The following is a 20736-nucleotide window of genomic DNA, read 5'->3' on the forward strand; positions in this document are numbered from 1 at the left end:
TCAGCCCTCCGCGAGGTGGCGCTCGACCGTGGCGACCTTGGCGGTGAGGCCGTCGGTGACCCCGGCCCGGTCGTCGATCTTGATGACCGTGCTGACCCGGGGTCCGTACGCCTTCACCGCCTCGATCGCCGCCTTGATCACCGGCATCACCTCGTCCCACTCCCCCTCGATGCTGGTGAACATCGCGTCCGTACGGTTCGGCAGCCCGCTCGCCCGCACCACCCGCACGGCCGCGGCCACCGCCTCCCCCACGTCCTCGCCGATCCCCAGCGGGGTCACCGAAAAAGCTGCGATCACGGTCTGCACTCCTAGCCGTCCGACGACACCCGGTCGCGACCCGGACCACTCCGGGCCGCGACCAGGGTAGGTCCGAACCCCCGAAGCCGCGTCAGACCACCGTCGGCAGCGGCGGCTCGACGGCGAGCGGGGCGCTGGCCCGGGCCCGGTGCTGGTCGGCCCAGGAGGCGAGGGCCAGGGCGCAGGCGTGGTCCAGGTGACGCAGGCCGGACCAGTCGAGTTCCACCGGGCGGTCGCCGGGCAGCCGCTCCAGGGCGTCCAGCAGTCGGGGCAGCCGCAGGAAGGTGGCGTTGCCGCTGAGGCGGACCCGCTGCAGGGACCGACCGTCCGTCAGCACGACCTCCTCGACCGCGATCTGCAGGTGCGAGGTCTGCCAGGCGGACTTGACCACGGCCAGTCCGACGCCGATCAGCACCCCCTCGAACAGGTCGGTGGCGACGACGGCGACCGCCGTCGTGACCAGCACCAGCGCCTCGCCCCGATGGCCCCGGCACAGCGCGACGATCCGGCGCAGCGGCACCAGCTTCGCCCCGGCGTGCACCAGGACGGCGGCCAGCGCGGTCAGCGGGACCAACCCGAGCACCCCGGGGAGCAGGGCGGTGAACAGCAGCAGCCACAGCCCGTGCAGGAAGCGCGCGGCCCTGGTGCGGGCGCCCGCCTGGACGTTGGCCGCGCTGCGCACGATCACCGCGGTCATCGGCAGGGCGCCGAGCAGTCCGCAGACGGTGTTGCCGAGGCCCTGGGCGGTGAGTTCGCGGTCGTAGTCGGTGCGCGGGCCGTGGTGCATCCGGTCGACGGCGGCGGCGCTGAACAGGGTCTCGGCGGAGGCGATCAGGGTGAAGGCGACGACGGTGCCGATGCCCGCGGTGCCGGCCAGGCCGCCGAGTGCGCCCGCGTCGGGCAGGTGGACGACGTCGAGCAGCCCGGCGACCCGCACCCGGGCCACCGGCAGGTCGGCCGCGGCGGTGACGGCGGCGGCCAGGCCGACCGCGGCCAGCGGCGCGGGGACGGTACGGGCGGCGCGGCCCGGCAGGTGCTTCCAGCCGACGAGCACCAGCAGGGTGCCCAGCCCCAGGGCGACCGCGGCGGGACGGGCGGCGGCGGTGGCCGCGTCGGCGACCAGGGCGGGCAGTCCGGCGAGCTTCTGCGGGCCGGTACCGGGAGCGGGGCGGTCGGCGAGCGCGTACAGCTGGCCGGACACCAGGGTCAGCCCGATGCCGGCCAGCATGCCGTGCACCACCGAGGCGGACATCGCCCGGAACCAGCGGCCGAGCCGCAGCGCGCCCATCGCGAGCTGGAGCAGGCCGGTGCCGAGCACCAGCGGGCCGAGGGCGCCGAGGCCGAAGCGCTGGACGGCGTCGGCGACCAGCACGGTCAGCCCGGCGGCGGGCCCGCTGACCTGGAGGCTGCTGCCCGGCAGCAGGCCGACGACCAGGCCGCCGACGATGCCGGTGACCAGCCCCAGCTCGGCCGGGACTCCGGAGGCGACGGCGACCCCGACGCAGAGCGGGAGGGCGACCAGGAACACCACCAGCGAGGCGGGCAGGTCGTGCCGCCAGGGGACGGCCCGCAGCGCGGCGAGCGGGGGACGGCGGCGGGGCGGAGGGTTCACCCGGTCACCGCCGGGGGTCGGGCAGGGGTGCGGCGCATGGCTGCGCTCCTTCCGCGCACCCCCGCTGCGGGGGCGCGCCGTCGCGGACCGGGGAGGGTGGAAGGGATTGCCGACGGTACCCAGCCCGACCGGGTGGGCCCACACCCGGCACCGTCCCTTCACCGGCACTGCACGCCGGCTCCGCCATCCGGCGCGGAGCCTCCGCTTCCCCAGGAACACCAGCGCGAGAGCTGTGCACTTGTCCGAACGGCACCCCCGCAACGACTTCCACATTCTGTTGAAGTCCCCTTGACGCCCCGCCGGGCCCGACCCTACCGTGTTTCCACATACAGAAACCGTTCTTCCGTATGGTGGAATTCAGGAGATGAGCCCTCCGAGCCACTGCGGGCCGACGCAGGAGAGACCCGATGCCTCGTATGACAGCCGCCCGCGCGGCCGTGGAGATCCTCAAGCTCGAAGGCGTCGATGTCGCCTTCGGTGTCCCGGGTGCCGCCATCAACCCCTTCTACGCCGCCCTCAAGGCCTCCGGCGGGATCAGGCACACCCTGGCCCGGCACGTCGAGGGCGCCTCGCACATGGCCGAGGGCTACACCCGTGCCAAGGCCGGCAACATCGGCGTGTGCATCGGCACCTCGGGCCCGGCCGGCACCGACATGATCACCGGCCTGTACTCGGCGATCGCCGACTCCATCCCGATCCTGTGCATCACCGGCCAGGCCCCGGTCGCCCGCCTCCACAAGGAGGACTTCCAGGCCGTCGACATCGCCTCGATCGCCAAGCCGGTCACCAAGGCCGCCACCACCGTCCTGGAGGCCGCCCAGGTCCCCGGCGTGTTCCAGCAGGCCTTCCACCTGATGCGCTCCGGCCGCCCCGGCCCGGTCCTGATCGACCTGCCGATCGACGTCCAGCTGACCGAGATCGAGTTCGACCCGGAGGCCTACCAGCCGCTGCCGGTCTACAAGCCGACCGCCAACCGGATCCAGATCCAGAAGGCCATCGCGCTGCTCCAGGAGTCCGAGCGCCCGCTGATCGTGGCCGGCGGCGGCGTCATCAACGCCGACGCGGCCGAGCTGCTGCTCGAGTTCGCCGAGCTGACCGGCGTCCCGGTCGTCCCGACCCTGATGGGCTGGGGCATCGTCCCGGACGACCACGAGCTGAACGCCGGCATGGTCGGCCTGCAGACCTCGCACCGCTACGGCAACGAGAACTTCCTCGCCTCCGACTTCGTCCTCGGCATCGGCAACCGCTGGGCCAACCGCCACACCGGCGGCCTGGACGTCTACACCGCGGGCCGCAAGTTCGTCCACGTCGACGTCGAGCCCACCCAGATCGGCAAGATCTTCGCCCCCGACCTCGGCATCGCCTCCGACGCCAAGGCCGCGCTGGAGCTCTTCGTCGAGGTCGCCCGCGAGCTCAAGGCCGCCGGCACCCTCAAGGACCGCAGCGCCTGGGCCGCCTCCACCCAGGAGCGCAAGGCCCAGCTGCAGCGCCGCACCCACTTCGACAACGTGCCGCTCAAGCCGCAGCGCGTCTACGAGGAGATGAACCGCGCCTTCGGCCCGGAGACCCGGTACGTCACCACCATCGGCCTCTCCCAGATCGCCGGCGCGCAGATGCTGCACGTCTACCGGCCGCGGCACTGGATCAACTGCGGCCAGGCCGGCCCGCTGGGCTGGACCATCCCGGCCGCGCTGGGCGTCGCCACCGCCGACCCCGAGGGCCAGGTCGTCGCGCTCTCCGGCGACTACGACTTCCAGTTCATGATCGAGGAGCTGGCGGTCGGCGCCCAGCACCGGATCCCGTACGTCCACGTGCTGGTCAACAACGCCTACCTGGGCCTGATCCGCCAGGCGCAGCGGGGCTTCGACATCGACTTCCAGGTCAAGCTGGAGTTCGAGAACATCAACGCCCCCGAGCTGGGCGTCTACGGCGTCGACCACGTCAAGGTCGCCGAGGGCCTGGGCTGCAAGGCGATCCGGGTCACCGAGCCGGAGGGCCTGCTGCCGGCCTTCGAGGAGGCCAAGAAGCTGGCCGCCGAGTTCCGCGTCCCGGTCGTGGTCGAGGCGATCCTGGAGCGGGTCACCAACATCTCGATGTCCGCCGCCGACATCGACAAGGTCAACGAGTTCGAGGAGCTGGCCACCCTCCCCGAGCACGCGCCGACCGCGATCAAGCCGCTGGCGCTGTGAGGCGTGTCTGACCCCGCAGGTGCGGGGGCGTACGAGCCGCTCCGTACGCCCCCGCACCCGCGGAACACCGGCGGCGCCGGACGGAACACCGGCGACGCCGGCACGGTTGAGCTGTCCGGGGCCGCTACGGTGTGCCCGGGCGAGACCCCCGCTGCCAACCTGCCGAAAGGACCACCACCGTGAGCCTGTACGACATCCCGCTGCGCACCCTGACCGGCGAGCCCGCCTCGCTGGGCGACCACAAGGGCAAGGCGCTGCTGATCGTCAACGTCGCGTCCAAGTGCGGCCTGACCCCGCAGTACACCGGCCTGGAGAACCTCCAGAAGCGGTACGCCGAGCGCGGGTTCACCGTGCTGGGCTTCCCGTGCAACCAGTTCGCCGGGCAGGAGCCGGGCAGCGCCGAGGAGATCCAGAGCTTCTGCTCCACCACCTACGGCGTGACCTTCCCGCTGTTCGAGAAGATCGACGTCAACGGCGACGACCGGCACCCGCTGTACCAGCAGCTGACCGCGGTCGCCGACGCCGAGGGCGAGGCCGGTGACGTCAGCTGGAACTTCGAGAAGTTCCTGATCTCCCCGGACGGCACGGTGGCCGCCCGGATCCGGCCGCGGACCGCGCCGGAGTCGGAGGAGCTGATCGCCGCGATCGAGGCCGTCCTGCCGGCCTGACGCCGCCGCACCCAGCCAGCACTGAGGGCCGCCTCCGGGCGGCCCTCAGCCGTTCCGGAGCCCTTCAGCTGTCACAGCAACAGCCGGGTGCCGGGCGGGAGTTCGCCCTCGCGGTCGGCGTCGCGCAGGTGTGCCAGCAGGGTGTCGCGGAGGGCCTCGGCGGCCCGGGTGAGCGGCACTTCGTGGCCGTGGGCGACGGCGATGGTGCGTCCCAGGCCCGGCCCGGCGAAGGGGGTGACGGACAGCCCCGAGCGGGCCGCGACCATGCCGGGCACCACCGCGGGCCCGAGCCCCGCCCGGACGAAGCCCAGCACCGCGTCCATCTCGCCGCCCTCGACGGCGAACTCCGGCTCGAAGCCGGCCGCCCGGCAGGCCGCCAGGGCCGCCTCCCGGACGTCGTAGCCCTCCCGGAACATCACCAGCGGCCGCCCGTCCAGCTCGGCCACCCGCACCGTGCGCCGGGGCCGGCGCCCGCCGCCCAGCCCCTCGGCCGAGACCAGCACCAGTTCCTCGTGGAGCAGTTCGGTGACGGCGAGGGCGGGCTCGGCCTCCCCGCTGGCCGGGGTGATGATCAGCGCGAGGTCCAGCTCCCCCGCCGCCAGCCAGCGCACCAGGTCGCGCGAGCCGCCCTCGCGCACCCCCAGCGCGACGCCCGGGTAGCGGTCCCGGAACACCCGCAGCACGTCCGGCACCAGGCTGGTGCACAGGCTCGGCGGTGCCCCCAGCCGGACCCGGCCGCGGCGCAGCTGCACCGTCTCCTGGACGGCGAGCCGGGCGCTCTCGGTGTCCGCGAGGATGCGCCGGGCGAGCGGCAGCAGGGCGTCCCCGGCGTCGGTCAGGGCGATGTTGCCGCGGGTGCGGTGGAACAGCTCGGCCCCCAACTCCCTTTCCAGTGAACGGATCTGCTGGGAGAGCGAGGGCTGGGCGACGTGCGCCGCCTCGGCCGCGCGGGTGAAGTGGCGGGTCTCGGCGACGGCCAGGAAGTAGCGGAGTTGCTGGAGCTGCACACGACCAGGCTACGCCGCGTCGATAGGCTCCGGCTATCGTCATCAGCCGCAGCATGTCTTGGACGCACCCTTGCGACCGTCCCTACCGTTGCTGCCATGACAACCGCGACTCGGACGGGCCGGCATCCGTCCACCTTGGCGACCCTGTGGCGGTCGACCGTCGGCAAGAAGGCGGTCATGGCCGTCTCCGGACTGGCGATGCTGCTGTACCTGGTCGCGCACATGCTGGGCAACCTCAAGGTCTTCTTCGGCCCCGACGACATCAACGGCTACGCGGCCTGGCTGCGCACCATCGGCCAGCCCTTCCTGGGCCACGAGTGGTTCCTGTGGATCGCCCGGGTCGGGCTGGTGGCCGCCGTCGTGCTGCACGGCGTCTCCGCGTACCAGCTCAGCCGCCGGGACCTCGCCGCCCGCCCGAGCAAGTACGTGCACCAGCGCCGCCGGGCCAGCTACGCGACCCGCACCATGCGCTGGGGCGGGGTGATCCTGGCGCTGTTCATCGTCTGGCACATCCTCGACCTCACCACGCTCACCGTGAACCCGGTCGCCGAGCACGGCCACGTCTACCAGAACGTGGTCGGCACCTTCGGCCGCTGGTACAGCGACGTGTTCTACATCCTCGCGGTGGTGGCCCTGGGCTTCCACATCCGGCACGGCTTCTGGAGCGCCGCCCAGACCCTCGGCGCCAACAACGCCCGCCGCGACAAGGCGCTGAAGCTGACGGCCAACGGCCTGGCGCTGGTGCTGACCGCGGGCTTCCTGTCCGTCCCCGTGGCCGTGATGTTCGGAGTCGTCAAATGAGTTACCTGGACTACACCGTCGGCGAGCCCGTCGCCGACACCAAGGCCCCCGCGGGGCCGATCGAACAGCGCTGGGACCAGCGGCGGTTCGACGCCAAGCTGGTCAACCCGGCCAACCGGCGCAAGCACACCGTGATCGTGGTCGGCACCGGCCTGGCCGGCGGCGCGGCCGGTGCCACCCTCGCCGAACAGGGCTACCACGTCGTCCAGTTCTGCTTCCAGGACTCCCCGCGGCGCGCCCACTCGATCGCCGCCCAGGGCGGCATCAACGCGGCCAAGAACTACCGCAACGACGGCGACTCCGTCCGCCGGCTGTTCTACGACACCGTCAAGGGCGGCGACTTCCGGGCCCGCGAGTCCAATGTGCACCGACTCGCCCAGGTGTCGGTGGAGATCATCGACCAGTGCGTGGCCCAGGGCGTGCCCTTCGCCCGCGAGTACGGCGGCCTGCTGGACACCCGCTCCTTCGGCGGCGTGCAGGTCTCCCGCACCTTCTACGCCCGCGGCCAGACCGGCCAGCAGCTGCTGCTCGGCGCCTACCAGGCGCTCTCCCGGCAGATCGCCGCCGGGAACGTGGAGCTCCACCCGCGCACCGAGATGCTCGACCTGCTGGTGGTCGACGGCCGGGCCCGCGGCATCGTCGCCCGCGACCTGGTCACCGGGGAGGTCCGCTCGTACACCGCGGACGCGGTCGTCCTCGCCACCGGCGGCTACGGCAACGTCTTCTACCTCTCCACCAACGCCAAGAACTCCAACGCCACCGCGATCTGGCGGGCCCACCGGCGCGGCGCCCACTTCGCCAACCCGTGCTTCACCCAGATCCACCCGACCTGCATCCCGCGCTCCGGCGACCACCAGTCCAAGCTCACCCTGATGAGCGAGTCGCTGCGCAACGACGGCCGGATCTGGGTGCCCAAGGCCCAGGGCGACACCCGCCCGCCCGGGCAGATCCCGGAGGAGGAGCGGGACTACTACCTGGAACGGATCTACCCCTCCTTCGGCAACCTGGTGCCCCGCGACATCGCCTCCCGGGCCGCCAAGAACGTCTGCGACGAGGGCCGCGGCGTCGGCCCCGGCGGCCAGGGCGTGTACCTGGACTTCGCCGACGCGATCCGCCGGCTGGGCCGGGACGCCGTCGAGGCCAAGTACGGCAACCTCTTCGACATGTACGAGCGGATCACCGCCGAGGACCCGTACCGGGTGCCGATGCGGATCTACCCGGCGATCCACTACACGATGGGCGGGCTCTGGGTCGACTACGACCTCCAGACCAGCGTGCCGGGCCTGTTCGCGATCGGCGAGGCCAACTTCTCCGACCACGGCGCCAACCGGCTCGGCGCCAGCGCGCTGATGCAGGGCCTCGCCGACGGCTACTTCGTCCTGCCGCCCACCATCAACGACTACCTGGCCCGCAACCCGGTGGCCGCGGTGCCCGCCGACCACCCGGTGCTCACCGAGGTCGAGGCGGAGGTCCAGGACCGGCTCCACCTGATCCTCTCCGTCGACGGCGACCGCACCCCGGACTCCTTCCACCGCGAACTCGGCGAACTGCTCTGGGACGAGTGCGGGATGGCCCGCGACGAGGCCGGGCTCAAGCGCGCCCTGGCCCGGATCCCGCAGTTGCGCGAGGAGTTCTGGCGCCGGATCAAGGTGCCCGGCACCGGCCAGGAGCTCAACCAGTCGCTGGAGAAGGCCAACCGGCTGGTCGACTACTTCGAGCTGGCCGAGCTGATGTGCCTGGACGCGCTGCACCGCGCCGAGTCCTGCGGCGGCCACTTCCGCACCGAGAGCCAGACCCCCGACGGCGAGGCCGCCCGGCGCGACGAGGACTTCAGCTACGCCGCCGCCTGGGAGTTCACCGCCACCGGCGAGGCGCCCGTCCTCCACCGCGAGCACCTCGACTTCGAGCACGTCCACCCCACCCAGCGGAGCTACGCATGAACCTCACCCTGCGCATCTGGCGCCAGGCGGGCCCGGACGCACCCGGCTCGATGACCACCTACCAGGTCAGCGGCATCAGCCCGGACATGTCCTTCCTGGAGATGCTCGACACCCTCAACGAGGAGCTGATCACCCGCGGCGACCAGCCGGTCGCCTTCGACCACGACTGCCGCGAGGGCATCTGCGGCGCCTGCGGCATGGTCATCAACGGCCAGGCGCACGGCCCCGAGCGCACCACCACCTGCCAGTTGCACATGCGGCACTTCCGGGACGGCGACACCATCGACGTCGAACCCTGGCGGGCCTCGGCGTTCCCGGTGGTCAAGGACCTCGTCGTGGACCGCTCCGCCTTCGACCGGATCATCGGCTCCGGCGGCTACATCACCGCCCCCACCGGCAGCGCCCCCGAGGCGCACGCCGCGCCCGTCCCCAAGGAGGCCGCGGACACCGCCTTCGAGCACGCCGAGTGCATCGGTTGCGGCGCCTGCGTGGCCGCCTGCCCGAACGGCTCGGCGATGCTGTTCACCTCCGCCAAGGTGGTGCACCTCAACGTGCTGCCGCAGGGCGCGCCGGAACGCTCCGCCCGGGTGCTCGACATGGTCTCCGCGATGGACGCCGAGGGCTTCGGCGGCTGCACCAACACCGGCGAGTGCGCCACCGCCTGCCCCAAGGGCATCCCGCTGCCCAGCATCGCGGCGATGAACCGGGAGTTCCTGCGGGCCGCCCGCGGCTGACACCCCTCCCCTCCCCCCGAGACGGTCGGCCCCTCGCTCTGGTGCTCAGGCGAGGGGCCGACCCCGTTCTCCGGGGCGTGCGAAGGCAGTTCACGCTCCCCGAACGAGTGGTGGAACGCCGCACGCGGTGCTTCCTGACGGAAAATCGCGCTACGGTGGTGCTCCGCTACGGGAGGTCGGCATATGCCCGAGGTTCAGTCCTGCTCCGGCTGCGGCGGGTCCGGGGGGACCCAGAAGACCGAGGCAACGGTCGAACTGGACGAGGAAGGAAGCATGGTGCCCAGCGTTCACACCTTCTGGTCGCCGTGCGGTCGGTGCCACGGATCCGGGACGGTGATCGTCGGATGAGGTTGTGCTTCGAGTGCGTCGAGTGCGGTGGGCACTACCTGCCGCCGGAGGGCATGGTCTACCCGGACGGGCCGGCCTCGCCGGTCTGGTGCTCCCCCTGCCAGACGTCCAAGCGCACGGCGGGCCTCCAGGAGGACCCGCTGCTCGCCCGGGTCGCCCTCGCCGCCGCCCGGGCCGCGCTGGCCCGGCGCACCGCCGAGGCCGTCGAACCGGTCGCCGCCGGGCGCGGCGACGTCCGGCCGTCCCGCCCCCCGCTGTCCCGACGGGCCCGCTCCGGCCCGGGCGGGGTGCGCGGCAAGCTGGGCTGAGCCCGGCTCCCGGCTGGTGTTCGTCAAGTACTGCTTCCGACAAACGACTTGTGCACGCCCGGAGCGTGCTGGTTTATTGTCGTCGCTCGCTTGACCGCCTTGGGGGAACGCTCATGCAACCGACCGAACCGACGGCGCCCGGCCCGCCGCCGATGCCCTCGTACGACCCGTCCTCCACCCGGGTAGCCGTCACCAACCGCATCCTCTGGATCGGGACGGCCGCGTACCCGCTGGCCACCATCGCCCGGGTCAGCATCACGATCATCCTTCCCGACGTCCTCGGCGCGATCAAACGGTTCCTCAAGTTCCTCGGGATCGTCGTCCTCGCCGCACTGGTCATCGCCGGGCTCGACGCCCTCGCCAACTCCTCCCGCTCCTCGGGCTTCGGCAGCGGCGACAAGAGCTCCAACACGGGCGCGATCGTGGTGATGGCCCTGCTCCTGGTGGTGTTCTACTTCCTGTTCGCCACCCTGCCGGTGCTGCTCCAGCGCCGGCTGCACGCGCTCACCGTCGACACGGCGGGCCCGCCGACCGCGCTGCTGGCCTGGAAGGACCCGAAGTACGCGTACGAGCTCCAGGCCAGGATCACCCACGCGATCGAGAACCCGCAGACCGAGTTCCAGCAGTTCGTCAGCAACGTCACGGTGGACCTTCGGCACTACCAGTTCGGCGACAACGTCAACATCTACGGCGGCCAGGGAAACACGGGGGTCATCAAATGAGCGGCAACGGATCGCAGTTCCAGTTCGGCGACAACGTCACCATGCACGGCGGACAGGGCAACGTCGGCATCCAGCACAACCACGGGCCGGCCGCCGACCAGGCCCTGCCGCCGGAGATCGCCGCGCTGTTCGCCCAGCTCACCGCCGTGGTCACCGAGTTGGCGCGGGACGCACGGCTGCCCGCGGAGGACCGGCAGAGCCTCGAGGAGACCCTGCCGGTGCTCAGCAACCCGGCCGGCCAGGAACGGCGCAGCTGGCGCAACACCCTCCACCTGCTCACCGGCCTGACCCGCGAGCTCGGCGAGGCCGCCGCGCCCGCCCTGGGCCTGGCGACCCAGCTGCTCGCGCTGATCAGCGGCCACTGACCAGCCCCGGGGACCACCGGGGTCAGCGGGTGACCGCGCTCAGAACAGCGCCTCCTGGGTGTCCGGCTCCGGCGGGCGGACCCGTTCCTCCAGGACCAGCCCCTCGGAGGCCCGGCCGGCCACCGGTGTGAGCGTCCAGCCGGTCAGCCGCCGGGTGTCCAGCAGCAGCGGGCCGGAACCGTCCGGCTGGTCCAGGAACAGGTGCCGGCCCACGGGCGGCCGCAGCGTGCCCGCGATCACCGCGCCCGCGGCCAGGCCGGCCACCTCCCGGTAGGTCTCGGGGGCGCCGCCGGCCAGGCCGTAGCGCTCCACGTGGTCCACCACCGGGCGGTCCGCGAGCAGCTCCACGGCGTGCCCGTCCAGCAGCCGGTGCGCCCGGGCCCGGGCCTCGCTGAGCACCGTACGGCGGTGCGGCACGTCGCCGTGCACCCACCAGTGGTCCGTCTTGAGCCGGGACTTGAACCGCTCGCGCGCCATCCCCGAGGCGGCGACCGTGAGTTCGGCACGGCGCACCGCGGGCAGGCCGCCGCGCGCGGTGAACGCGTAGGCCAGCGCGCCCTGTTCGAGCAGCCGACTGTCGCCGCGCTGCTCGGCGGTCAGGCCGACCTTCAACAGGCCCTCGCCGAACCAGGCGAGGTAGAGCAGGTACGTCCGGCCGTCGTCGAGGATCTGGTCCCGGGCGAGGGCCAGGCCGCGGTCCACGCTCTGGCAGGCCGGGCACTGGGTGGCACTGCCGCCCGGGTCGACCACCGCGTGGTGCGGGCAGGACGTGCGCTCCGTCGCCCCCGCCAGCCAGGCCCCCACGCAGCGGCGCGGGCCGCCGAGCAGCCAGCCCACCTCCGCACCCGGCGCGACGGCCCGCTCATGCACCCGCCCGCCGCGCACGGCCCCGAGCAGGGCCCGGCCCTCGTGCCAGCTCAGGCCGGTGGACACCCACCCGGCGGGCCGGTCCGGGTGCTGGGGTGCGGGGATCGTCACGGGCATCCCTTCCTGGGGGTCTTCGATCCGGCCAGGCTACCCGGCACCACCGACAACCCGGCCGGCCAAGGCACCGACAAGACCCGCCCGGCGCCGCCACGACGAACGGACAGCCCTGCAGCTCGCGGGCGCTTGGCCCGGCGGGGCGTCCACGTTCTATTCTGGCGGGCGCGGTCCCACGGTGTCGCCGGGAGGTGGCGCGGGGCGGCCGGGTCGGTGTGAGCGCGAAGGGGTGGCTGGTGGCGGGGCGGCGGAACAGCGGGGTGCTGACGGTCTGGGCGGAGGCGCAGCGGCAGCAGCAGCGCCGGGAGGAGGCCCGTTGGCGTGCCGAGGCGGCGGAGTTGCGCCGGCACGAGCGGGCCCAGCGCGAGGCGCAGCGGGCGGCCGCCCGGGACGAGCGGGAGGCGCAGCGCGCGTACCAGCAGTCGCGGGAGGCGGAGGCGGCCCGGCAGACGGCGGAACTGGACGCCCGGGTCGAGGAGTTGCGCGGGCTGTTGGCGGCCGGGCTGGCCGCGCCCGCGTTCGGGCCGCAGGCCTTGCTGGCGCCGCGCCCGGTGCCGCCGTTCGATCCGGGGCCGTTGGGTGAGCCGGTGCCGATGCCGGACCAGACGTCCGCCGCCTACCACGTGCCGCCGCCGGACGCGGCGCAGGCCCGCAACGCCGGGGTGCGCCGGCAGTACGAGCAGTACCTGGCGCAGGCCCGGGCCCGGTTCGAGCAGGACTGGTACGCCGCGCAGGCGCGGGAGGCGGACCGGCAGGGCCGGTTGGCCGCGTACCACCAGGAGTACCTGGTGTGGGCGGAGCGCTTCCGCCGTCAGGAGGCGGAGCGCGGGGCCGGCACCGAGGAGTTGCTGCGGCGGCTGCGGGCGGGTGAGCCGGAGGCGGTGCAGGAGTACTTCACCGCGGGTCTGTACGCCTCCTCGGCCTGGCCGGAGGGCTTCCCGCACCGGCTGGTGGCGGCCTGGGAGGTGTCGAGCCGTCAGCTGGTGGTGAACTGGGAGCTGCCGGGCCCGGACGTGGTGCCGGCGGCCGGCCGGGTGCGGTACGTGAAGGCGGACGACCGCGAGGCGGAGGTGGCCCGTCCGGCGACCGAGCGCAAGGCGCTGTACCGGGAGGTGCTGGCGCAGTCGGCGCTGCGGGTGGCGGCGGAGCTGTTCCGGGCGGACCGGGACGGGATGCTGGACTCGGTGGTGGTGAACGGCTTCGTGCTGGGCATCGACCCGGCGACGGGCCGGGAGGCCGAGCGCTTCCTGTCGACGCTGACCGCGACCCGGGCCGAGTTCGCGGGGCTGGCGCTGGACCGGGTGGCGCCGGTGGAGTGCTTCCAGGGGTTGGGCGGCAAGCTGTCGGCGCGGCCCGAGAGGCTGGACGAGGTGAAGCCGGACCGGCTGCCGGAGTCGGTGGGCGGGAGCCTGGCCGGGCACTTCGGCGAGGACGACCCGGACCTGTTCGAGATGGACCCGCTGGAGTTCGAGGACCTGATCGCCGAGCTGTTCCGGCTGCGCGGCTTCCGGGTCATGACCACGGCCCGCAGCGGTGACGTCGGGGTGGACGTGGTCGCCGAGGACCTGGACCCGGTGACCGGCGGCAAGATCGTGATCCAGGCGAAGCGGTACAAGAAGACCGTCCCGCCGACGGCCGTGCGCGACCTGGAGTCCACCGTGCGCCACCACGGCGCGATCAAGGGCATCCTGGTGACCACGGCGGGCTTCGGCAAGGGCTCGTACAGCTACATCGAGGGCAAGCCGCTGACCCTGGTGAGCGGGCCGGAGCTGGTGGGGCTGCTCGCCGAGCAGGGGCTGCGCGGCCGGCTCGGCGGCGGTACGGACGGGGCGCCCGAGCCCGCGCCGACCGCCGGGACGACCGCCGGGGCGGGCGCCGATTCCGCCGCCCCGCAGAGCAGGGTCACGGTGAGCTGGCAGAGCCGTACGGCCGGCGGGGATCCGGTGGAGCTGGACGTCACGGCGTTCCTGTGCGCCCGCGGCCGGGTGCTCAGCGACGAGCACTTCGTGTTCTTCAACAACCCGCAGGACCCGGACGGCGCCGTCCGGCTGCACCCGACCCACTCGGTGCCGGGCGAGCCCGCCCGGGCGGCCCGGCTGAGCCTGGACCTGCACCGGCTGCCGGCCGCCGTCGACGAGGTGGTGCTGGCGGTGTCCACCGAGGAGGAGGAGCACCCCGCGCTGCCGCTCGGCTACGTGTACGGGCTGGCCGTCGCGGCGGAGTACGGGCCGGGCGCGGCCGGTCCGGCCAAGTGGCCGGGGGCGAACGGCGGCGTCCCGGACTCGGCGATGCTGCTCGGGAGCTTCCGCCGGGCGGCCGCGGGCTGGCAGTTCGAGCCCTCCGCACGGGCGGTGACGAACGGTCTGGCGGGGCTGGCGACGGCCTTCGGCGTCGCGGTGGAGTGACCGCCGGGGACTTTGGTCCCCCGTGTCGCCCACCGTCTCGGCCCTCAGGGGACATGTCATACCTGAGGAGGAGAGTGCCCCCGCCGCCCCGCCGGGTCGGCGGGGGCCGGTCGTCTTCCCGGCATACGCGTCGGGCGCGAACCGCTTGGAAGGATGGATCGGTAGGAAAATCCGATTCATTCCCAGGAGCCCCCGTGACCTTCCCCGCAACCGCCGTCCGTACCGGCCTGGCGGCCGCCCGCGCCACCGGCCTGAACAAGGTCTACGGGGAGGGGGAGACCCGGGTCGTCGCCCTGGACAACGTCAGCGTCACCTTCCCCCAGGGCGAGTTCACCGCCATCATGGGCCCCTCCGGCTCCGGCAAGTCCACCCTCATGCACTGCATGGCCGGCCTGGACACCGTCTCCTCCGGCTCCACCACCATCGGCGACACCGAACTCGTCGGCCTCAAGGACAAGCAGCTCACCCAGCTGCGCCGGGACCACATCGGCTTCATCTTCCAGGCCTTCAACCTGCTCCCCACCCTGACCGCCCTGGAGAACATCACCCTCCCGATGGACATAGCCGGCCGCAAGGCCGACAAGGCCTGGCTGGACCGCGTCGTCGACACCGTCGGCCTCTCCGACCGCCTCAGCCACCGGCCCTCCCAGCTCTCCGGCGGCCAGCAGCAGCGCGTCGCCTGCGCCCGCGCCCTCGCCGGAAAGCCCGACATCATCTTCGCCGACGAACCCACCGGCAACCTCGACTCCCGCTCCGGCGCCGAGATCCTCTCCTTCCTGCGCAACTCCGTGCGCGAACTCGGCCAGACCGTCGTCATGGTCACCCACGACCCCGTCGCCGCCTCCTACGCCGACCGCGTCGTCTTCCTCGCCGACGGCAAGATCGTCGACGAACTCCACGGCCCCACCGCCGACACCGTCCTGGACCGCATGCGCCGCTTCGACGCCAAGGGCCGCACCAGCTGAGCCCGTTCGAACCCCCGACGCCACCCGCCTCCGAGTACCCCCAGGACTGACGCTCCCTCATGTTCCGCACCGCTTTGCGCAACGTACTGGCCCACAAGGGCCGACTGCTGATGACGATGCTGGCCGTCATGCTCGGCACCGCCTTCGTGGCCGGCACCCTCATCTTCACCGACACCATGGGCAACGCCCTCCGGAGCCAGAACTCCAAGAGCTACGCCGACATCGCCGTCACGGTCAGCGACGGCTCGGCCGTCAGCCGCGGCTACGACCACGGCGGCAACGGTGAAAGCGCCAACGCCCCGACCCTCACCGAGGACGCCCGCCAGAAGGTCGCCGCGCTGCCCGGCGTCGCCGACGCGCGCGGCGTGGTCAGCGGCTTCGCCGGCATCGCCGACAAGAAGGGCGCGCTGATCGGCAACGGCTTCTCCACCACCGGCACCAACTACGTGCCGGGCGCCGACGGCACCGACCCGCGCTACCCGCTGGTCGAAGGCCGCGGCCCCAAGGGCGCCGGCGAGATCGCGCTGGACACCCGGACCGCCGAGAAGGGCGGCTTCAAGCCCGGCGACACCGTCCGGGTCGCGGTCAACGGCCCGGTGATGGAGCTCAAGCTCACCGGCACCCTGCACACCAACGACCCCCGGGTGCGGGCCGGCGGCTCGCTCGCCGCCTTCGACACCGCCACCGCCCAGCAGCTCTACCTGAGCCCCGGCCGCTACGCCGAGCTGGACGTCAAGGCGAAGCCGGGCACCGACGACACCGCGCTGCTGGCGGCCGTCAAGCAGACCGTCCCCCAGGGCGACAACATCGACGCCCGGACCGGCCGCGAACTCGCCGCCAAGCAGGACGAGATGATCGCCCAGGGCACCAAGGTCCTGAACACCTTCCTGATGGGCTTCGCGGGCATCGCGCTGTTCGTCGGGATCTTCATCATCGCCAACACCTTCACCATGCTGGTCGCCCAGCGCACCAAGGAACTGGCCCTGCTGCGCGCCGTCGGCGCCACCCGCCGGCAGATCACCCGCTCGGTGAAGGTCGAGGCCGTGCTGGTCGGCCTGACCGCCTCGGTCGCCGGCCTGCTGGCCGGCATCGGGATCGCCGTCGGACTCAAGGCCCTGGTCAACGGCCCGATGGACGCCAACCTGCCGGACGGCCCGCTGGTCGTCGCCCCGACCACCGTCCTCATCGCGATCGCGGTCGGCGTGCTGGTGACCCTGGTCGCCGCCTGGCTGCCCGCCCGCCGGGCCTCCCGGATCGCGCCGGTGGCGGCGATGAGCGCCACCGAGCAGCCCGCCACCCAGAAGAGCCTGGTGGTCCGCAACACCATCGGCCTGCTGTTCACGCTGGCCGGCGCGGGCGCCCTGGCCGCCGGCGCGGCCGGCAAGGAGGTCAAGCTGGTCGGCCTCGGCGCGGGCGCGCTGCTGATCGGCGTGTTCGTGCTGACCCCGCTGCTGTCCCGACCGCTGATCTCGCTGCTCGCCCCGGTGCTGCGCGCCGTGTACGGCACCCCGGGCAAGCTGGCCCAGGAGAACGCGGTCCGCAACCCGCGCCGCACCGCCGCCACCGCCTCCGCGCTCACCATCGGCGTCACCCTGATCACCTCGCTGACCGTGATGGGCGCCTCGGTGAACAAGGCCGTGGACAAGGCCGCCGCGACCGACCTCAAGGCCGACTACACGGTCGCCATGCAGAACTTCTCGATGCTCTCCCCCGAACTCGCCGGCCAGATCGCCAAGGCGCCCGGGGTCAGCGCGATGAGCGGCGAGCGCAGCCTCCCGGTCACCGTCGGCCAGGGCGAGGACGACGAGTACCTGGTCGCGGTGGACGCGGCGACCATCGACCAGCTGGCCACCGTCAAGGTCAAGGAGGGCTCGGCGGACGCCCTCAAGCAGGGCAAGCTGCTGGTGAGTTCCGCCCGCAGCGAGCACGCCGGGTACAAGGTCGGCAGCGTCCTCGCCGTCACCTACCCGGACGGCACCAAGGGCTCCCTCACCGTCGGCGGCGTCATGGAGGCCAACACCGCGCTGGCCGGCGTGGTCGCCCCGGAGGCCGTGGTCGGCCCGCACGCGAAGCCCGGATCCGGCCTGAACAAGATCATGGTCAAGGGCGTGAACGGCCCGACCGATGAGCTCAAGCAGGCACTGCGCGACGCCACCGGCGGCAACCCGCTGATCTCGGTCAAGGGCGACAAGGACATCAAGGCGGAGAGCCGCCAGTCCGTCACCGACATGCTGAACATGATGTACGGGCTGCTCGGCATGTCCGTCGTGATCGCGGTGCTCGGCGTGGTCAACACCATGGCCATGTCGGTGTTCGAGCGGCGCCGGGAGATCGGCATGCTGCGGGCGATCGGCCTGGACCGGCTCGGCATCCGCCGGATGGTCCGGCTGGAGTCGCTGCTGATCGCGCTGTTCGGCGGGCTGGTCGGGGTCGGCCTCGGCATCCTGGTCGCCTGGGCGGGCATCCGCACGGTCGCGGACAGCTTCAAGGACATCACCACCGTGGTGCCCCCGCTCCAGGTCGCCTGCTACCTGCTCGCGGCCGCCGCGATCGGCCTGCTGGCAGCCCTCTGGCCGGCCCACCGGGCGGCCAAGCTGGACATCCTGGACTCCATCAAGAGCCAGTAGCCCCCTCCCCGCATCACCCGCATCACCCACGGAGCCCCGGACGGTCCCACCGCCCGGGGCTCCGTGCTCGCTCCGCGGGGCGGTGCGGCCGGTCGGCCACAACGGCCGGTGGCGGATTGTCAGTGGTACGTGCAAGGATCACTGACAGCTGACACGACGTCACACCACGGGGGTGGATCATGATCACCAGCCGGATCACGGGGACGGATTCGGACGGATTCACGCACACGGCGAACATCGTCTCGCGTGGCGACGAGCGTTATGTGGAGTGCGAGGGCTGCGACTACCAGCGGCGAGTGTCCTGGAGCGCGCGCGAAGCCGCGGAGTCACATCTTTGGAACGCCCACAACGCGTCCGGGTTCCACCAGCGGCTCACGGTCGGCCCGTTCGTCGCGGTCGGCCTCACGCTGCTGGTGATGTTCTTCCTGATGGCCAAGCTCCACTGACTCCGAGGCCGCTCACACGACACCGCCCCGCCCGGCGGGTGGCCGGACGGGGCGGTGCGGTCAGGTGAGGCGTGCGGGGTGAACTGCCGGGTCAGGCGGCTGGCTTGGCGGTGGCGGGCTTGGCAGGCTTGGCCTTGCCGCCGCCGAGGACGTTGAAGAAGACGGCCAGGGTGGGGACGAGGTAGGCCAGCCAGACCACCAGCTGCAGGACGGTCGGGTCCGGCTGGAAGTTGAAGACGCCCTTCAGCAGGGTGCCGTACCAGCTGTCCTTGGGGATGGTGCTGGAGATGTCGAAGGCCGTGGCGTGCAGGCCGGGCAGCCAGCCGGCCTCCTGGAGGTCGTGGACGCCGTAGGCGAGCACGCCTGCCGCGACCACGACCAGCATCGCGCCGGTCCAGGTGAAGAACTTGGCCAGGTTGATCTTCAGCGCGCCGCGGTAGAACAGCCAGCCGAGCACCACCGAGGTGAGCAGGCCGAGCGCGGCGCCGATCAGCGGGTTCCAGCCGTCGTCGGTGGCCTGCACCGCCGACCAGATGAACAGCGCGGTCTCCAGGCCCTCGCGGCCGACCGCCAGGAAGGAGGTGACCACCAGCGCGGTGGTGCCCATCGCGATCGCCGCGTCCAGCTTGCCGTGCAGCTCGGTCTTGAGGTGCCGGGCGGTGCGCCGCATCCAGAACACCATCCAGGTCACCAGCCCGACCGAGATGATCGACAGCGAGCCGCCGAGCGCCTCCTGGGCCTCGAAGGTGAGCTGCGAGGAGCCGAACTGCAGGACGGCGCCGAAGGCCATCGAGAGCACGACGGCCGAGCCGACGCCGATCCACACCGGCGGCAGCTTGTCCCGGCGGTCGGTCTTGACCAGGTAGGCGATCAGGATGCAGACGACCAGGCTGGCCTCGAGGCCTTCGCGCAGGCCGATCAGGTAGTTGCCGAACACGGCTGACTCCTCGGGGTGGTGGGGGTGGGTGGGATCAACCGAGGAGCGATTGGCCCCACCACTCACCGGGCTTGCGGACACCCGCCGGGCAGGCGAAGTGGGCGGAGCCGACGTGCTGGATGTACTCGTTGAGCTTGTCCGAGGCCGCGAGCCGCTGCTGGAGCGGGACGAAGGCCTTGCGGGTGTCGCGCTGGTAGGCGAGGAAGAACAGTCCGGCGTCCAGGCGGCCGAGGCCGTCGGTGCCGTCGGTGAAGGAGAAGCCGCGGCGCAGGATCTTCAGGCCGTTGTTGGCGTCCGGGTGGGCCAGGGCGACGTGCGAGGTCGCGGGCATCGCCTTGAGGTCGGGGGCGTCGTGCTCCTTGGCCTTGCCGTACGGGGCGCCCTCGCCCTTGGTGCGGCCGAAGGTGTCCTCCTGGTCCTTGAGCGGGGCGCGGTCCCAGGTCTCGATGTGCATCCGGATCCGCCGGGCGACCAGGTAGGAGCCGCCGGTCATCCACTCCGGGCCGTCGCCGGGGGCGGCCCAGACGTGTTCGGCGAGGTTGGCGCCGTCGCTGCCGGCGATGTTGTGGGTGCCGTCCTTGAACCCCATCAGGTTGCGCGGGGTCTGCTCGTCCGGGGTGGTCGAGGAGGTCTTGCCGAAGCCGAGTTGGGACCAGCGGATGTTGACGGTGCCCATGCCGATCCGGGCCAGGTTGCGGATCGCGTGCACGGCGACCTGCGGGTCGTCGGCGCAGGCCTGGACGCAGAGGTCGCCGCCGCTGCGCAGCGGGTCGAGCTTGTCGCCCTTGAAGGTGGGCAGTTCGATCAGGGCGTCGGGGCGCTGGGCCTTGAGGCCGAAGCGGTCCACACCCTCCTTCTCGAACAGGCTGGGCCCGAAGCCGATGGTGAGGGTGAGCCGGGAGGCGGGCAGGCCGAGGGCCTCGCCGGTGTCGTCCGGCGGCGCCTCGGCGGAGCCGGGGACGGCGCCGGTGCCCACCTCGCGGCCGCCGGTCATCGCGGCGGCCGCCTTGGTCCACTCCTTGAGCAGCTTGACCAGGGATTCCCGGGTGGCCTTCTCGGAGACGTCGAAGGCCGCGAAGTGCAGCCGGTCCTGGACGGGGGTGGCGATGCCCGACTGGTGCTCGCCGTAGAAGGGCACCTCCCCGGCGGTCGCCGCCTTGGCCGCCGGGGCGGGGTCGTCGTCCTGGCGGCTCGCCGCGGCGACCGAGCCGACGGCGGCGGCGCCGAGGGCGACGCCCGCGCCGGCCCAGCCGATGACGGCGCGGCGGCTGACCGCGCCCGGGGTGGCGGTGGCAGTGGCGGCAGCGGCCGGGGTGCCGTGCTGCTGCTCGTTCTCGGCGTCCATCGGCGGGCGGGCCCTTCTCACTCTTGCTGAACTACTGAA

At 72.6% G+C, this 20736-nt stretch carries 18 protein-coding genes; 12 read left to right on the plus strand and 6 right to left on the minus strand.

Annotated features, from left to right (window positions below; all coding sequences use genetic code 11):
* Positions 1-297: an MTH1187 family thiamine-binding protein gene (locus ACFVXG_RS13975; protein WP_387927257.1), complete on the minus strand. Its 297-nt coding sequence runs from the start codon at positions 295-297 to the stop codon at positions 1-3.
* A 91-nt stretch (positions 298-388) separates the two neighbouring features.
* A complete protein-coding gene (locus ACFVXG_RS13980) occupies positions 389-1909 on the minus strand; it encodes a SulP family inorganic anion transporter (protein ID WP_387927259.1) in 1521 nt (506 codons plus the stop codon).
* A gap of 407 nt (positions 1910-2316) precedes the next feature.
* Here ACFVXG_RS13980 and gcl point away from each other — a divergent pair, with 407 nt between their 5' ends.
* Both gcl and ACFVXG_RS13990 read left to right on the plus strand, forming a co-directional pair.
* Entirely contained in the window at positions 2317-4098 is a 1782-nt protein-coding gene (gcl, locus tag ACFVXG_RS13985; protein ID WP_387927261.1) for a glyoxylate carboligase, read from the plus strand.
* Positions 4099-4277: 179 nt separating this feature from the next.
* Entirely contained in the window at positions 4278-4766 is a 489-nt protein-coding gene (locus tag ACFVXG_RS13990) for a glutathione peroxidase (RefSeq protein ID WP_387927262.1), read from the plus strand.
* Between the two features lie 71 nt (positions 4767-4837).
* Here ACFVXG_RS13990 and ACFVXG_RS13995 read toward each other — a convergent pair whose 3' ends face one another.
* A complete protein-coding gene (locus ACFVXG_RS13995) occupies positions 4838-5773 on the minus strand; it encodes a LysR family transcriptional regulator (RefSeq protein WP_387927264.1) in 936 nt (311 codons plus the stop codon).
* A 96-nt stretch (positions 5774-5869) separates the two neighbouring features.
* On the opposite strand from ACFVXG_RS13995, the gene ACFVXG_RS14000 reads away from it, so the two are divergent.
* From ACFVXG_RS14000 to ACFVXG_RS14025, 6 genes are all read left to right on the plus strand, one after another.
* Complete coding sequence (locus ACFVXG_RS14000) at positions 5870-6574, plus strand: succinate dehydrogenase cytochrome b subunit (protein ID WP_387927266.1); 705 nt, start codon at positions 5870-5872, stop codon at positions 6572-6574.
* Positions 6571-8514, plus strand: a complete 1944-nt coding sequence (locus ACFVXG_RS14005) for a fumarate reductase/succinate dehydrogenase flavoprotein subunit (RefSeq protein ID WP_387927268.1) — start codon at positions 6571-6573, stop codon at positions 8512-8514. Before ACFVXG_RS14000 ends, ACFVXG_RS14005 begins: the two co-directional genes overlap by 4 nt.
* The gene (locus ACFVXG_RS14010; protein WP_387927270.1) at positions 8511-9248 is read left to right on the plus strand and encodes a succinate dehydrogenase/fumarate reductase iron-sulfur subunit; all 738 of its coding nucleotides are present in this window, start codon (positions 8511-8513) and stop codon (positions 9246-9248) included. The genes ACFVXG_RS14005 and ACFVXG_RS14010 overlap by 4 nt, the downstream gene beginning before the upstream one ends.
* A 344-nt stretch (positions 9249-9592) precedes the next feature.
* Positions 9593-9904 carry a hypothetical protein gene (locus ACFVXG_RS14015; protein ID WP_387927271.1) on the plus strand — a complete coding sequence of 104 codons (312 nt, stop codon included), beginning with the start codon at positions 9593-9595 and terminating at the stop codon, positions 9902-9904.
* A gap of 113 nt (positions 9905-10017) precedes the next feature.
* Positions 10018-10626 (plus strand): DUF6232 family protein, encoded by a 609-nt coding sequence (locus ACFVXG_RS14020; RefSeq protein WP_387927273.1) that lies wholly within the window; start codon positions 10018-10020, stop codon positions 10624-10626.
* Complete coding sequence (locus ACFVXG_RS14025) at positions 10623-10991, plus strand: hypothetical protein (protein ID WP_387927275.1); 369 nt, start codon at positions 10623-10625, stop codon at positions 10989-10991. Before ACFVXG_RS14020 ends, ACFVXG_RS14025 begins: the two co-directional genes overlap by 4 nt.
* Positions 10992-11030: 39 nt before the next feature.
* Here the strand turns inward: ACFVXG_RS14025 and ACFVXG_RS14030 are convergent, their stop codons facing one another.
* Positions 11031-11969: a DUF2797 domain-containing protein gene (locus ACFVXG_RS14030; RefSeq protein ID WP_387927277.1), complete on the minus strand. Its 939-nt coding sequence runs from the start codon at positions 11967-11969 to the stop codon at positions 11031-11033.
* Positions 11970-12187: 218 nt separating this feature from the next.
* Here ACFVXG_RS14030 and ACFVXG_RS14035 point away from each other — a divergent pair, with 218 nt between their 5' ends.
* From ACFVXG_RS14035 to ACFVXG_RS14050, 4 genes are all read left to right on the plus strand, one after another.
* Complete coding sequence (locus tag ACFVXG_RS14035) at positions 12188-14377, plus strand: restriction endonuclease (protein WP_387927279.1); 2190 nt, start codon at positions 12188-12190, stop codon at positions 14375-14377.
* Positions 14378-14571: 194 nt separating this feature from the next.
* Entirely contained in the window at positions 14572-15342 is a 771-nt protein-coding gene (locus ACFVXG_RS14040) for an ABC transporter ATP-binding protein (protein ID WP_387927280.1), read from the plus strand.
* Between the two features lie 59 nt (positions 15343-15401).
* Positions 15402-17969 carry an ABC transporter permease gene (locus tag ACFVXG_RS14045; RefSeq protein ID WP_387927282.1) on the plus strand — a complete coding sequence of 856 codons (2568 nt, stop codon included), beginning with the start codon at positions 15402-15404 and terminating at the stop codon, positions 17967-17969.
* Between the two features lie 179 nt (positions 17970-18148).
* Complete coding sequence (locus tag ACFVXG_RS14050) at positions 18149-18415, plus strand: hypothetical protein (RefSeq protein ID WP_387927284.1); 267 nt, start codon at positions 18149-18151, stop codon at positions 18413-18415.
* A 91-nt stretch (positions 18416-18506) separates the two neighbouring features.
* Here ACFVXG_RS14050 and efeU read toward each other — a convergent pair whose 3' ends face one another.
* Together efeU and efeB are read right to left on the minus strand one after the other, a co-directional pair.
* The gene (gene efeU, locus ACFVXG_RS14055) at positions 18507-19352 is read right to left on the minus strand and encodes an iron uptake transporter permease EfeU (RefSeq protein WP_387927285.1); all 846 of its coding nucleotides are present in this window, start codon (positions 19350-19352) and stop codon (positions 18507-18509) included.
* 34 nt (positions 19353-19386) lie between these two features.
* The gene (efeB, locus tag ACFVXG_RS14060) at positions 19387-20697 is read right to left on the minus strand and encodes an iron uptake transporter deferrochelatase/peroxidase subunit (RefSeq protein WP_387927287.1); all 1311 of its coding nucleotides are present in this window, start codon (positions 20695-20697) and stop codon (positions 19387-19389) included.
* Positions 20698-20736 lie beyond the last annotated feature (39 nt).

Origin of the sequence: Kitasatospora sp. NPDC058162 (assembly GCF_042884005.1) — a bacterium.
Classification (GTDB): Bacteria; Actinomycetota; Actinomycetes; order Streptomycetales; family Streptomycetaceae; genus Kitasatospora.

Coding starts and splice junctions, on each gene's coding strand:
- ACFVXG_RS14050 (WP_387927284.1), top strand. CDS start 18,149: ATGATCACCAGCCGGATCACGGGGACGGATTCGGACGGATTCACGCAC.
- ACFVXG_RS14015 (WP_387927271.1), top strand. CDS start 9,593: ATGAGGTTGTGCTTCGAGTGCGTCGAGTGCGGTGGGCACTACCTGCCG.
- gcl (WP_387927261.1), top strand. CDS start 2,317: ATGCCTCGTATGACAGCCGCCCGCGCGGCCGTGGAGATCCTCAAGCTC.
- ACFVXG_RS14020 (WP_387927273.1), top strand. CDS start 10,018: ATGCAACCGACCGAACCGACGGCGCCCGGCCCGCCGCCGATGCCCTCG.
- ACFVXG_RS14025 (WP_387927275.1), top strand. CDS start 10,623: ATGAGCGGCAACGGATCGCAGTTCCAGTTCGGCGACAACGTCACCATG.
- efeB (WP_387927287.1), bottom strand. CDS start 20,697: ATGGACGCCGAGAACGAGCAGCAGCACGGCACCCCGGCCGCTGCCGCC.
- ACFVXG_RS14010 (WP_387927270.1), top strand. CDS start 8,511: ATGAACCTCACCCTGCGCATCTGGCGCCAGGCGGGCCCGGACGCACCC.
- ACFVXG_RS14045 (WP_387927282.1), top strand. CDS start 15,402: ATGTTCCGCACCGCTTTGCGCAACGTACTGGCCCACAAGGGCCGACTG.
- ACFVXG_RS14005 (WP_387927268.1), top strand. CDS start 6,571: ATGAGTTACCTGGACTACACCGTCGGCGAGCCCGTCGCCGACACCAAG.
- ACFVXG_RS14000 (WP_387927266.1), top strand. CDS start 5,870: ATGACAACCGCGACTCGGACGGGCCGGCATCCGTCCACCTTGGCGACC.